The 13607-nt window shown below is 60.7% G+C and carries 7 protein-coding genes and 1 pseudogene; 1 reads left to right on the top strand and 7 read right to left on the bottom strand.

Going from position 1 to position 13607, the window contains the following annotated elements; all coding sequences use genetic code 11:
* A pseudogene (locus ACQY7U_RS07165) lies at positions 1 to 213 on the top strand (glycerophosphodiester phosphodiesterase); the annotation flags it as partial.
* A gap of 114 nt (positions 214 to 327) precedes the next feature.
* On the opposite strand, the gene ACQY7U_RS07160 reads toward ACQY7U_RS07165, so the two are convergent.
* From ACQY7U_RS07160 to ACQY7U_RS07130, 7 genes are all read right to left on the bottom strand, one after another.
* Entirely contained in the window at positions 328 to 1785 is a 1458-nt protein-coding gene (locus ACQY7U_RS07160) for an NAD-dependent succinate-semialdehyde dehydrogenase (RefSeq protein ID WP_428643155.1), read from the bottom strand.
* 238 nt (positions 1786 to 2023) lie between these two features.
* Positions 2024 to 2377 (bottom strand): helix-turn-helix domain-containing protein, encoded by a 354-nt coding sequence (locus tag ACQY7U_RS07155; protein ID WP_428643154.1) that lies wholly within the window; start codon positions 2375 to 2377, stop codon positions 2024 to 2026.
* A 247-nt stretch (positions 2378 to 2624) separates the two neighbouring features.
* Positions 2625 to 6971: a translocation/assembly module TamB domain-containing protein gene (locus ACQY7U_RS07150; protein ID WP_428643153.1), complete on the bottom strand. Its 4347-nt coding sequence runs from the start codon at positions 6969 to 6971 to the stop codon at positions 2625 to 2627.
* Between the two features lie 5 nt (positions 6972 to 6976).
* The gene (locus ACQY7U_RS07145) at positions 6977 to 8833 is read right to left on the bottom strand and encodes an autotransporter assembly complex protein TamA (RefSeq protein ID WP_428643152.1); all 1857 of its coding nucleotides are present in this window, start codon (positions 8831 to 8833) and stop codon (positions 6977 to 6979) included.
* 357 nt (positions 8834 to 9190) lie between these two features.
* Positions 9191 to 10102 (bottom strand): bifunctional methylenetetrahydrofolate dehydrogenase/methenyltetrahydrofolate cyclohydrolase FolD, encoded by a 912-nt coding sequence (gene folD, locus ACQY7U_RS07140; RefSeq protein WP_428643151.1) that lies wholly within the window; start codon positions 10100 to 10102, stop codon positions 9191 to 9193.
* Positions 10103 to 10245: 143 nt separating this feature from the next.
* Complete coding sequence (locus ACQY7U_RS07135) at positions 10246 to 11430, bottom strand: AGE family epimerase/isomerase (protein WP_428643150.1); 1185 nt, start codon at positions 11428 to 11430, stop codon at positions 10246 to 10248.
* Between the two features lie 232 nt (positions 11431 to 11662).
* The gene (locus ACQY7U_RS07130; RefSeq protein ID WP_428643148.1) at positions 11663 to 13201 is read right to left on the bottom strand and encodes a trimethylamine methyltransferase family protein; all 1539 of its coding nucleotides are present in this window, start codon (positions 13199 to 13201) and stop codon (positions 11663 to 11665) included.
* Positions 13202 to 13607 lie beyond the last annotated feature (406 nt).

Here is a 13607-nt window from a genome sequence, read left to right as displayed (position 1 = left end):
CAGGATGCCCACATCCTGGAGTTTCACGAAGACGATCTTAATGCGGATCTCGTTGCCGAGGCCAAGTTGGCCGGGCTTGTCACCCAGATGTTCTATGGCGGGGCCGACCGGTCCGTTTTCGAAAAGGCTGTCCGCTGCGGCATCGAACAGATGAACATCGACCATGTCGAGGTCTTCCGCGCGGTCGAGAGAGAGCTGATGTCGCTGGTGTGACAGGCGGGAAATGCGACCGAGCTCCGACGGTCGGCGGCCATCTCGGGGCATGAAAAACAAACGGCCGGCCTGACAGGCCGGCCGTGCAGCCGCTGAGGCTGGGACAGGCGGAGCCTAGAGCCCCAGGCCTCCGATACAGTTGTATTTCACATTCAGATAGTCATCGAGGCCGTATTTGGAGCCTTCGTTGCCGATGCCGCTTTCCTTGAAACCGCCGAAAGGGGCGACTTCCGTGGTGATAACGCCTTCATTGACGCCGACAAGTCCATACTGAAGCCGTTCCATCACACGGAAGCTGCGGCCGAGGTTTTCGGTGTAGAAGTAACAGGCAAGACCGAACTCGGTGTCGTTGGCCAGCTGGATCGCTTCTTCCTCGGTTTCGAACTTGAAGAGTGCGGCAAGCGGTCCAAAGGTTTCCTCGCGGGCGACCTTCATGTCGCTGGTCGCACCGGTGATCAGGGTCGGTTCATAGAAGGTGCCCTGGCCCTCGGGGCGTTTGCCGCCGGTCAGCAGATTGCCGCCCTTGGACAATGCGTCGGCAACATGATCTGCGACCTTGTCGACAGCCGCTTCGTTGATCAACGGACCTTGTGTGGTGCCGGCCTCCAGTCCATTGCCCACTTTGAGCTGCGCTGCAATCGCGGCCTTAAGTTTTTCGGCAAAGGCATCGTAGACACCTGCCTGGACATAGAGCCTGTTGGCGCAGACGCAGGTCTGGCCGGAGTTGCGGAACTTGCTGGCAATCGCTCCCTCGACCGCGCGGTCGAGATCGGCATCGTCGAACACGATGAAAGGGGCGTTGCCGCCGAGCTCCATGGAGATCTTCTTCATGTGCTTGCCGGCATTGGAAGCGAGCAGCTTGCCGACCCTGGTCGAACCGGTGAAGGTGATTTTACGCAGAACCGGGTTCTCGCACATTTCCTCGCCGATGGCGGGGGCATCGCCGGTAACGATGTTGACCACGCCCTTTGGCAACCCGGCTTCGTCCGCCATGACGCCGTAGATGAGGGCGGAGTAGGGCGTGAATTCGGCGGGTTTCATCACCATGGTGCAACCGGCGGCAAGGGCGGCGCCGAGCTTGCGGGCGATCATGGAATTGGGGAAGTTCCAGGGTGTGATCGAACCGACGACGCCGACGGGTTCCTTCGTCACCAGGATGCGCCGGTCAGGCCAGGGCGAGGGAATGGTGTCGCCGTAGATCCGTTTGCCTTCTTCCGCGAAGAAACGGATGTACTTCACCCCAAGTGCGATTTCCCCCTTTGCTTCGGCCAGAGGCTTGCCCATTTCCGTGGTCAGAAGGACAGCAAGATCGTCGATCCGGTCCATGATGACGTCGCACAATTTGTGCATGTGGCTGGCGCGTGCTTCGGCGGTCAGCGCCTTCCAGCCCGGCAACGCCATTTCAGCGGCGGCAATTGCCCTTGCGGTTTCCGCGCGACCGCAAAAGGGAACTGTGCCGATTGTTTCACCGGTGGCCGGATTGGTAACGTCAAGCGTTTTTCCGCTGTCCGCATCGAGCCAGGTTCCATCGATGTAAACCTGTTGTTTCAAGAGTGCAGTGTTCAAAGACATTCATGTCTCCTGGAAGTCTTGGACGGATAGACGTCCGATTGATGCTTGAACGGGTAACAAGAGAAATAGGGGGCAGGCGAAGGCTCTGGCAAGCCCTTTTGGCAGGACTTGGTACGGCAGCTAACGCCGCCGGAGCGTGGGGGCGCACAGCCCACAGTCTGGCCCGCCGGACGCGGCGAGCCATTTTACTGCGTTACTGTGAGAGGGGCGGCGGAGCGGCCGGTAAGGCCAAAGCCAATCAGACCCCGGACAGACGTTCCTGCAGAACGGAGATTTCGTCGGTGAGCGCCTGGGCTTGCCGGTGAAGGCGGTCGAGCGCGACCCGCAGGCTGTCGATATCCGTACCGCCAGCTTCCTCGGCAACCGGCGGCGTTCCCCGTCCGACCAGAAGCCAGGTCGGGCTGACATTCAGGACACCGGCCAGGAGAACCAGTTTGTTGGAACGCGGTTCGGAGCGGTCGCTTTCCCAGCTCTGCAGGGTGCCGGTCTTGATGCCGAGACGGCGCGCAAGCTGTGCGGTGGACAGGCCCGCCGTGTCCCTGGCCTTGCAGATCCGCTCACCCAAGGTGTAGTCGCTGCTGCTGCTGGACATGACTGAACTCCTGTTACTCTCGGCTGCCTCCGGCGCCAAATAAACGGAGTTTGTCATATGGGACGGAGCAATTCGTTTTTGTGTCTGGGTCATGGCCGGTAACCTCGCATGAGAAGACCTCGGGTCGCAACAGCGGGTGGTCGATTTGTCGCATGGAGAGCGAACGACGACGCGAACATGCCGTTTCCCTGACAAAAATGCGAAGTGGATTTAATTCGGTGTATGCACAATTTTACGGGTCCGCACCCTAATACTCGCGTTCGAAGAAAATACCGGCTTTCGAGGATCCGTCTGCGCCCACTTCGCCGCGTACCTTCAGGCCACGGTCGAGATCGATGTCGACCTTGACGCGGCTCGAGTTCGATCCGGTTCCCTGTTCGACGCCCAGATAGATATTGTCATTGATGTATTTTCCGACCGAGACGGAGGGGCCGTTCTCTCCGTCGGTGTTGATGTCAATCGCGTCAAGACCGAGGGACTTGCGGATTGCGGCAAGCGGGCCGTTGTCTGAACCGCCGGTGAGCGTTGCGATGGCCGCGGCCAGACGGGCGACCTGGGTGGGCGACAGGTTGCCGACGCTCTTGCCGAAGAGGAGCAGGGCAAGCACTTCGTCCTGCGGCAGTTCCGGTGAGGAACTGAAAGTGATCTGCGGGTCGTCCGCTTGCCCGCTCACGCTCACGGTGATCGTCGTATCGTTGACCGTCGTGGTGGCTGCAAAATCGATGAGAGGAGTAAGGGATCCCTCGAAAGTGGCACTGCCGCGGGAAAAGACCAGACGCCGGGTCAATATCTCGAGCTGGCCGCGCTTGAGGGAAAACGCGCCGACCGCCTGCGGATCGGCTGTCGTTCCGGCGATTTTCAGATTGCCCTGGAGTTCCGCATCCAGTCCGCGCCCTCGTATGAAGATCCTTCCGGGGGCGGACAGGATAATATCGAGACGCGGTGGCTGGCTGCGCTGCTGGGTTTGGGACCCTTTGGGCTCCCCCCCCATTTCCGCGACCTGCTGCCGGACCGCCTTGGGTGCATTCACATGTCGCACGTCCACCGGAGGGATTGCACCCGGCAGATATTCGGGAATAGACACATCCGCCTTGTTGATCGTGATCTGGCCGCCGATCAATGCCGAATTCGATGGCGAGGCAAGTGGCCCGGAGATCTTCAGATCTGCCGTCACATCCGCAGTCACCAGACCCGGATCGACGTAGCGGCCCTGGTTCAACTTCACGGCGAGGTCGGCCGGAAAGCCGTCTTTCATGCCAACCGTGCCGCTTGCCGTGAGCGTGCCGCCGGTTGCAAGGTCACCGGCAATGCCGTTGAGAGAGGCCCGGTCCTGGGTCACTGCCGCGGAGCCTCGAATATTCTGGATGGTCAATCCGGTGGAGAGGCTGGTGATCTTAAGCCCGGAAGGCGTTGCCGTGATCTGGTAGCTCGGAGCGCCGGCATTGCCGCCCACTTTCCCCTTCAGGGCAACCGCCCCATCTGCCCTGAGGTCTGCTTCCAGCAGGGGACGACGGAGGGCGGCGGTCGGAACGGTGCCGTCCAGCGTCAGGGAAATCGGCATGGGAGCATCAAGTCCGACCGTGCCGGATGCCGACAGGTTCAAGCCGTTGGGGTCGCTGACCCTGGTTGTCTGGGTAATCCGGTTGTCTTTCAGGGTGCCGCTGGTGTCAAGGCCGAGCGCCGAAAGACCGTTGGTCCTCAGTTCGGCTGCCGTGAGGCCGGACCCGGTGATAGACCACTCGGCAACCGGTCGTGAAGCGCTGCCCGTTGCCGTTGCCTTGCCGGACAGCGTTCCACCGAGGCCGAGCGAAGGAACGAAGGCGTTCGCCAGGTTCACTGGAACGGACGTCAGGCTGGCCGTCAGATCAAGCCGGTCCCCCGCCGTGCCGGACACGGTAAGGGCGCCTTGTCCAAGCTGCAACTCGAGCGGCTGAATGGTCACGTTGCTGTTGGCAAAGGTAATCGTTGCCGGCTGTTTCAGCCGGCTGTCGATGCCCTGGTAGTGCATGGCCAGTTGCGACAGCGCCACGGCGTAACTGCCGGCGTCCGGTTCGCTGATGTGGGCGGCCAAGGTCACTCCGTCCTTTCCCGACGTGTCCAGGCTTGCTGCCGCAGTGACCGCCGTGCCATCGCCTTCCGGCATCGCCTGAATGTTGACGCTGTGAACGGGGGTGAGATCGGTGACGAGATCGGAAAGCACGATATCCGCCGTGACGGTTTCTGGCGCATAGGGGGCGGACAGATTGGCTTTCAGGCGCACACTGCCAAGGCTCAGCGAGGGAACCGCAATGTCGGATCCGGTTACATCCAGGAGAAGGGACTTGTTGTCCGGGTCGGCGGACGCCGTGCCCTCGATACGGCCGGTGATCTCCGTCAGGAGCAGGGGCGACAGAGAAGCAAGGTCGGGTGCGTCGATTTTCAGATCGCCCTGCAGGGTCTCCAAGGCGTTGTTCAGATCGGCGACGGCAAGAGAACCGGTGACCTTGTTGCCCGCAACATCCACCGACAGCGGATCGACCGCTGCGCCGCCATCTTCGCTTTTCAGTACAACGTCGACGGCAACGGGTTGGCCATTCAGCGAAGCAGACCCTTTGACCTTGGCGGTCGGAGCGGCAAGGTCGGCAGTGGCCTCTGCTCGCAGGGAAAGGTCGTCAAGAGGTGTGCCGGCAAGCAGGATCTGCTTCGAATTGGCTTGGGCCTCCACAGCCAGCGCGTCAATCGGCCCGGAGGTTTTGACATCGAGTGTCAAGGCGCCGGAAAGCTGCGGATCGAGTTTTGCCAGATCCGCAAGGCTTGCCTCCACCGAGGAAGTGAGCGAGGCCTGCTGGTATCGCGCTTCCCCGGATACCTTGAGCGCAGCGTTTTTCAGCGACAGATTTTTGATCCCGATGTCGTCCAGCCCCGCCATGTCGAGGCTCATGTCGAGACCGGATTCCCCGTTCAGGAGGGCGTCGGCCTGAGCGATGCCGGTGATGAGATCGTGGCTGACAATCGATATGGCCGCGGAGCCTTTAATCTTCGTGGGATCCAGGTCGGCCGAGAATGTACCCGACATGTTGCCACCGAGGTCGCGCCCGGCAAAACCTGAGAATTTCGAAAGATCGGCCAGTGAAAAGCTGCCCTGACCCGCAACGCTTTTTGGGGACAGGCCCGTCTCGGTCAGGCTCACGGTGGCGTTTGAGAGATTCGCAGACAGGTTCGCGATCGTCAACGTCTGCCTTGAAGCATCGAGCGTTCCATCCCCCTTGAGTGAGACCGGACCGGACAGGGGTTCCGTTTGAGGCGTCAGGCCCTCAAGGTCGGCAATTTCCAACGAAAGCGAGAAGGGCGAGGTCAGTACGTCCGGTGTGAGGTCTGCCGCGGCTCCCGATAGTTCCAGGTCGATTGCCCCCGTCCGCGCCTCGCTGGTCTGGATGGACGCCAGGTTGACCTTGGCAGACCAGTCGGCTGCCGATTGTGCTCCCGAGACTGCAACGTGGGCCTTCAGGGGACCAAAGGCGATACGCCGTTCGCCGATATCGACGGCGATCAGTGCATTGTCGCCGGCCGAAACGGCAAGCGTGCCCGTTGCATTGACCGCAGCACCCTCCAGTCCGGCACTGGCATCAAGGCTGACCGTGCTGGTCTTCAGGTTCAGGTTAGCGGAATGCGGGGCGAAGTCCTTTGAAAAGACGGCGTTGCCGGTGGCTTTTGTCGTGCCAAGAACGAGGGCCTGAGCCGATGGCGGTGCCAGCGGCGCAAGGTCGCCATCCAGGTCAAAGGAGAGGTGTCGCTGACCTTCGATTTCCTCGATCTTTGCGGAGCCTGATACGGTTTCCCGGCCATCCAGTGCAAGACTTAGATTTGCGGCCCAGTCCGTCAAAGGGCCCTGACCCGTCAGTTCCATTTGCAGGGCAGGAAGGTCCGGCACGTCCAGGAGACGCGCAGCCAGCCCGCCGCGTGGTTCGGAAACCGTAATGTCGAAGGCAAGCGCCTCTGCCGCCGGTTCGAATTCTGCCTTGGCGGTGAGCGACGCGTCGACACCGTCGATCCGGTGGACATCGAGATCCGCCTTGAAAAGCGCTGGTTCAAGGGCAAAGGAGGCCGCACCGGAGGCGGTCAGGGACATCGGGGCACCCAGCAGCGGTTCGCCGAGGTTGATCTCTCCGACACTCAAGCGGTCCAGTGAGACATTCAGCGGTAGCGAGAAACCGCTTGTACTGTCCGCAGTGTCCGTTTCACCGCCTGAAGACGCGGCTTCGGCAGCCGGTTGCCTGATCAGATCCACCTGTCCGACGGACAAGGACACAATATCCAGGTCACCCGCGAGCAAGCTGAGCGGCGACCAGGTCAGGCCGACCTCGCCCACCTGAAGCCAGTCGCCTTCGGCGTCGCCGACAGACACGTTTTCCACCTTCGCATCGAGATTGAACCCGACATGAAGGCCTTCGATCCTGACGGTTTGCGCGTCGGAGGAGGCAAAGTGGCTGACAAGGCCCGAAACAAAGGCTTGTCCGGCCGGAACCTGCAACACGGCAAGCACGAGAAGCGGAAGCAGAATCGTAACCGCGGTCAGGAATCCGAGGATTCGAAAAGTGAGTTTCAAAAAACGCATATGCGTTAAAACGCCTGGCTCAAACCGACATAAAGGGCGAAATCCGGATCGTCCTTTTCCGGATCAAGCGGGACGGCCGCATCGATGCGAAGCGGTCCTATTGGAGTAAAGTAGCGCAAGCCACCCCCTACGCCCACCTTCAGACCTTCCGAAAAATCGGGAAAACTGTCCTCATAGGCATTGCCGGCATCGACGAAACCGACGACGCCGATCGTCTCCGTTACCTGGATGCGGACTTCTCCGGAGAGTTCGATGATCGACCGCCCGCCGGTCACTTCGCCATCCACGCGCGGCCCGACATTGCGGTAGGCGTAGCCGCGAATGGAGCCGCCGCCGCCCGCGATGTAGCGGCGGCTGGCCGGAATGGCTTCCACCGATGGCGCGAAGATCGAACCTGCGGTGGCTTTCCCAGCCAGAATGAAACGCTTCGAGTCATCCAGTGCGAAGTAGCTGGAGACCGTTCCCTTGACGAAGCCCATGGCGTTAGAATTCAGCGTGTCGTAGGCGGGCTCCATGAAAAGGGCGGCAAAGATGCCCTTGGACGGGTTCAGCAAGTCGTCCCTGTTGTCGAACGTCAGCTCCGCGGGCAACCCGGCGAGCAGATAGTCGGCCTCGCCGAAAACGTCATCTTCGTTTGCATAATAGACTTCCGCGCCCGCGCGTCCCTTCAGCGTTTCACCGAACTGGTGGTTCAGATAGGCGTCGAAGGTAATGGATCGGCTCTTGTAGGCGTCCGGATTTTCCTGCTTGGCGCCAAGGCTGGTGGAAAAACTCGTCAATGGACCAAATACGCCGGGTTTTTCAAAGGCGATGCGGGCGGAATACTCCAGATCGGCAAGGCTTTCGTTCCCGAGCCGGCCCACGGAGCCGTCGATCGACAGCAATTCGCCGCGGCCGAAGAGGTTCCTTCTGCGCCAGTAGGCCTCGACGCCGAAGCCTTCGGTGCTTGACCAGGAAGCGCCCGCGCCGATGACATGACGCTTGCGTTCACTGACCTCGATGGTGATCGGCAGGCTGCCGTCCGGCCCTTCGATCTCTCCTTCCACAAGCCTGATGGAGGAAAAGATTCCGAGCTCGTTCAGCCGTTTGCGGGCCCGTGCCAGGTCCTCCGGGGAATAGATGCCACCTTCAGGCAGCATGGCCTGCTGGACGACAAAATCCGGATCGGTGACCTTTGTTCCGTTGACGGAGACGCGCCCGAAGCGGGCCTGCGGACCGGCATCAGCAAGCAGTGTGACGTCAAGTCTTTTGGAACTGTGGTCGGCGGTGATCCGGCGTTCCGCAATCCTGGCTTTCGGATAGCCGCGCCCCCTGAGGATCGACAAGATGCGATTTTCAGCAGTCAGGATCTTGCCTGACGCCGCGACGTCCCCGCCTGTCAGCCCCCAGAACGCCGGGTCGGTGGAGAGGTCGCCTCCCTTGGACGAAACCGAAACCTTGCCAAATGTGAAGGCGGGGCCGGGATTGATCAGAATGTTGACCTTGACCGGGCGGGCATCCGGAAGGTCGCTCTGTTCCAGCGCTGTTTCAAGCGGAAGACCATTCAAGGAGATGTCGACCGTGCCACCGTAACGCCCGTCCGAGTAAAGCTTCGCGACAAGTCTCTCCCGGTCCGACAGGGCGCGGGACAACAGGCCAGCTTCTCCCGAGGGTGGTTTGCTCTGTTCCTGAACGAGTATCGAGGCGCTTTTCAGCTCGCTGGTCGTTTCTTCCTCGCCGGCGGAAACGGAAATCTCCGCCTCGTAGGGTAACGGGTCCGGCACCGCCTCCTGTTCTTCTTCGGAAGATTCGAAAAATTTCCAGCCGAAGAGTTCGAAGGCCTGAACCTGCGTTGCGGTGAACGACAGCAATGCGAGGATCACGCAGGCAGCCGCCAATTTTGAGGCAGCAGAAAACGCGCCGGAAACCGCACTGGTCTCCAACTGAATGGGAGAGTGAACTCTCCTGTCCGGCACGAAGCCGGAGCTGCAGGACGGTAGACCCTTCACTTACTGCCGCCTGACGGTTTGGATGGACCGGAAGACGTCAGCGAATTCCGCCGCTCCCGGCCTGCTGCAAAAGCAGTCCCCACTCTTCTTACGATAGGTCACCCATGGTTAAGGCAATCCAAACAAGGGTAGACCATGGCCCGAAGCCGCGCGCAAGTCCGGGGCGACAAATGCGGGCCCGAATGGCGCGGCCGGGAGAAAGTCGTCGATTGGTGGCGACATGCCTGCAGATCAGAAAAGCGGTTCATCCTCCGGAAGACCGAGAAGGCGGGTTGCCGCGGTCAGCGTGTTGACCATAAGCATGGCGATCGTCATGGGGCCGACACCGCCCGGAACGGGAGTAATTGCCCCGGCGTGAGCCACTGCCTCGTCGAAGGCGACATCGCCGACAAGGCGGGATTTACCTTCGCCGCGTTCGGGTGCGGGAATACGGTTGATGCCGACGTCGATCACCGTTGCACCCGGTTTGATCCAGTCACCCTTGATCATTTCCGGACGGCCTACTGCTGCCACGACAATGTCGGCACTGCGAACGACACCCGGCAGGTCCTGTGTGCGGCTGTGGGCAATGGTGACCGTGCAGTTCTCCGAAAGCAGAAGACTTGCCATCGGTTTGCCGACGATGTTGGACCGGCCGACGACGACGGCATTCTTGCCCGAAAGCGTGTCCCCCAGTGTTCGTTTGAGCAGGACGAGGCTGCCGGCCGGCGTGCAGGGAACCAGCGCGCTGTCACGCTCGCCGGCGGTCAGCAGGCCGACATTGACAGGATGAAAGCCGTCGACGTCCTTTTCGGGGCGGATCAGACGCAGCACCTTGCTTTCGTCGATATGGCCGGGCAGGGGCAACTGCACCAGGATGCCGTGAATATCCGGGTCGTTGTTGAGCTCGTCGACCAGCTTGAGGACGTCCGCCTCGCTCGTTTCCGCGGGCAGCGTGTGCTTGACGGAGTGGAACCCGCAGGCTTCCGCGGCACGGTCCTTGTTGCGCACGTAGACCTGGCTGGCCGGATCCTCGCCGACCAGCACCACCGCCAGGCCCGGCCGCTTGCCGCTGGATTCGAGCAATTTGGCGGCCCGGCGTGTGATTTCCGCACGAACCGATTCCGCGATGGCCTTGCCGTCAATGATCTGAGCCTGGGACATTCCACTTCCTTGTAGCTGTGTCTGTCGTCAATACCGATTAGGGCGAGAAGCTATCGAATGAGGAGGGTAATTGAAAAGACGGTTTGCGTCGTTTCCTGCTCTTGTTTCGTCATTCGATGCCTAAATCCGTCAACGCAAGGTGGTCAGAGGGTTTTGACAAAGCGGTCCAGTTCCGAAATCGCACAAACGATGTGGTAGAACGAGCTGGCCGTTGCCGGTTCGTCGACAAAGGTTCCGTCCGGGCGCAGCTTGTCACGCCAAAGACCGTCTGGAACGCCCTTGAAATAGATCTTCAGTGCCTGAACCGCGTCGGGAATATCTGCGAGATAGGCGTCTCTTTCCGGCCCTGCCGAGATTTGAGCCAGCGCAATGGCTGCCTTGATCCATTCGGTCTGGCCCCAAAGCCGCGCGATCGGATCGCGGACGGTGAAATCGTCATTGAGAGACATGAAGGCCGTACCGCGGGTCTCGTCGATGCCGTAGGTCCAGCCGATGTCGTAAAGGCGGCGTGCGGCAACCAGTGCCCCGGCATCGCTGCGGGATTGTCCCCACCGGGCAAGCAGCCAGGCCCATTCGAACTGGTGGCCCGGTTCCATGACCCGGCCTTTTTCGCCCGGCATGGGTTCCCAGTTCAGGTCGAAGAATTCGCGCAATCCCCCGCTGACCGGATCGATGAACCGCGTCAGCGCAAGCTCGGCGATTTCGTCGGAAAGGGTCGCCCAGGCCGGATCGTCCGAGATTGCTTCCCAGGCAAGGCAGGCTTCGAAGAGATGCATGTGCGGGTTTGAACAGAGCGGCGTGCGGTCCGGATTATCCTCGCGGAAGCCGGCCTCCGGATGCCGGTAGTTCTCGATCAGACACTTGAGCAGGTTCGTTGCCTGTTCGGTCGCCATGGCGCGGCGGGACGGAAGCGAGGCGGCGATCTGTGCGAACCCGAAGAGCGCGAATGCCTGATTGTAAAGGTCAAAGGCCGGATCGGAAACAGCGTTGTCCAGGTCCACCGCGGCAGCGTAATAGCCGTCGGATGTCAGGTAGTGTTTCACGAACCAGCTGTGAATCCCGCCGGCAAGCTCTGCCGCCGGCCCGTGCCAGCCGAGTCTTGCGCCTTCCAGGAAGGAATAAATCTGTCGGGGGACGATACGCGCACGGCGCTGTGCGGCAACCGGCGTCAAACTCGCCAGATCTATGGCCTCGAAACACTCGCCGCGTTCTGCGTCCGCGCCGGCGTTCGACCAGACCGGAAGCGCCTTTGCCGTCAGCCAGCTTGTCAGGTCTTCGGAGAGGGTCTTCAAAAGATCAAGGTCGGCGGGCAGGCTTTTTTCGGTCATCAGCTTTCTCGTGGCGAGCAGGGAAAATCCGGAAGGGACGTGGGCGTGTCAGCAGAGCTTTAGACGATAATCCGTAAAATGTTCAATTGCCTTTCAAAAAAGTGGCCTGCCGGGAATTGGGGGGAGAACGGCCCGGGCGACATTACGGGTACTGCAATGACTCGGGAAAGAGCAGGTTGCCGGAAAGGAAAACGCCCTGCCGGGTGGCAGGGCGTTTGAGACGTCAGATGGATCAGACGTTGCTGTCCGGGAAAGAAGCCTTTCTTTCGGTCATGAAGGCCTGCAAGGCTTCGTCGATCCCGGGGTCGAGCTGCGGGCCGGAATAGCCCCGGAGCATTTCCTTCCACTTGGTGTTGGCGCGTCTGGCGGCATCCAGTTCGCCATCGGCCAGCCATTGCTCATAGGAGTTGTTGTCGGCGATCTGGGAGCGGAAGAATGCGCTCTCGAAATTACGCTGAGTATGGGCGGCGCCCAGGAAATGGCCACCCGGACCGACTTCCTGCAAGGCGTCCATTGCCAGTGTTTCTTCCGAAATTTCGATTCCCTTGGCCAGTACGTGCATCATGCCGAGCTGGTCCGCATCCATGACGAATTTTTCGTAGGACGAACACAGGCCGCCTTCCAGCCAGCCGGCTGCGTGCAGCGCGAAATTCACGCCGGACTGGACGGTGGCCAGTATCGTCTGGGCCGATTCCTGTGCCGACTGTGCATCTGCGACCTTGGAGGCGGTAAAGGAACCGCCGGAGCGGAAAGGAAGGTTCAGCCGCCGGGCGAGCTTTGCCGCTCCGTTCAGCAGCAGTGAGCCTTCCGGGCTGCCGAAGGTCGGTGCGCCGGACTGCATGGAAATGGAGCTGACGAAGGCGCCGAACACCACCGGTGCGCCCGGGCGGACGAGCTGGGTGAGGGCACAGCCGGCCATGGCTTCGGCCAGCACCTGCGCGAGCGTTCCGGCCACTGTCACCGGGCTCATCGCACCGGCCAGGATGAACGGCGAGACGATGCAGGCCTGATTGTGACGCGCATAGACCTTCAATGCACCGAGCATGGTTGCATCGAACACCAGCGGCGAGTTGGCGTTGATGAGCTGGATCATGACGCAGTTCTGGTCGACGAAGTCCTCGCCGAAGGTAATCTGCGCCATCTTCACCGAATCTTCGGCCCGCTCTGGCGCCGTCACCGATCCCATGAAAGGTTTGTCGGAATACTTGATATGGGAATAGACCATATCGAAGTGGCGCTTGTTCACCGGCAGGTCCACCGGTTCACAGACGGTGCCGCCGGAATGATGGAGCCAGGGCGACATATAGGCCAGCTTCACGAAATTCCGGAAGTCCTCAATGGTGCCGTAACGGCGGCCCTGGTCGAGGTCCGTGACGAAGGGTGGGCCGTAGACGGGGGCAAACACCAGATTGTTGCCGCCGATCTCGACATTGCGCGCCGGGTTGCGCGCATGCTGGGTGAATTGCGAGGGGGCGGTTTTCAGGAGCTCGCGCAGCATGCCCTTCGGAAACCGCACCCGCTCACCGTCGACTTCCGCGCCGGCCTCTTTCCAGATGGCAATGACTTCAGGGTCTTCGCGGAACTCCAGGCCGATTTCCGCAAGAATACGGTCGGCGTTCTCTTCGATCTTCTCGGCGCCTTCGTCGCTGAGGACCTCGTAGTTCGGTATGTTTCTGGAAATATAGGGTACGGCCTGTCCGCCCGGACCCGACTGCCGCCGTTCGCGGCGGGCGCTTCTTCCTCGGCGGCCAGAGGTGGCAGCGTCTGACATTTTATGGCTCCAAAAATGGTAATTCGGTTGCCGTAGTCTTTCTCAGGTAAGGTGGCAACCCGGCTTCAGATCCGTCGCACAATACCTTAAAACCGTCATGTCGTTTTATTGATTGTTTTTCCGGCTTTTTTGCATCGGCGATCCCATCATATGTCAGCATCGGAAAAAAGGCGCGCTGGCGACAGTCCGTGTCCGTTTGAAACCGCGGTAATTCTCCATTGGGACGTAAAATCAGGGCAATCGACAGGCGATGTGGACCCTTTTGCGGCGTGCGATCCCAGCGGCTCGGCGGCAACTGGAAAATGCCGGATTCGTGAGAAACACGGCGTGGATTTCCTCGCAAGATCTGCTATTGCGGGACACCGCCTGAACCAGGCTGAAAGAAACAAGGACGAAAGACTGCTGC

Source organism: Roseibium sp. (assembly GCF_050301095.1).
Lineage (GTDB): Bacteria > Pseudomonadota > Alphaproteobacteria > Rhizobiales > Stappiaceae > Roseibium.
This window is presented reverse-complemented; position numbering and strand designations above follow the sequence as displayed.

Excerpts from the sequence above, each read along its gene's own strand:
- ACQY7U_RS07160 (WP_428643155.1), bottom strand. The coding sequence starts at position 1,785 with ATGTCTTTGAACACTGCACTCTTGAAACAACAGGTTTACATCGATGGA.
- ACQY7U_RS07155 (WP_428643154.1), bottom strand. The coding sequence starts at position 2,377 with ATGTCCAGCAGCAGCAGCGACTACACCTTGGGTGAGCGGATCTGCAAG.
- ACQY7U_RS07150 (WP_428643153.1), bottom strand. The coding sequence starts at position 6,971 with ATGCGTTTTTTGAAACTCACTTTTCGAATCCTCGGATTCCTGACCGCG.
- folD (WP_428643151.1), bottom strand. The coding sequence starts at position 10,102 with ATGTCCCAGGCTCAGATCATTGACGGCAAGGCCATCGCGGAATCGGTT.
- ACQY7U_RS07135 (WP_428643150.1), bottom strand. The coding sequence starts at position 11,430 with ATGACCGAAAAAAGCCTGCCCGCCGACCTTGATCTTTTGAAGACCCTC.
- ACQY7U_RS07130 (WP_428643148.1), bottom strand. The coding sequence starts at position 13,201 with ATGTCAGACGCTGCCACCTCTGGCCGCCGAGGAAGAAGCGCCCGCCGC.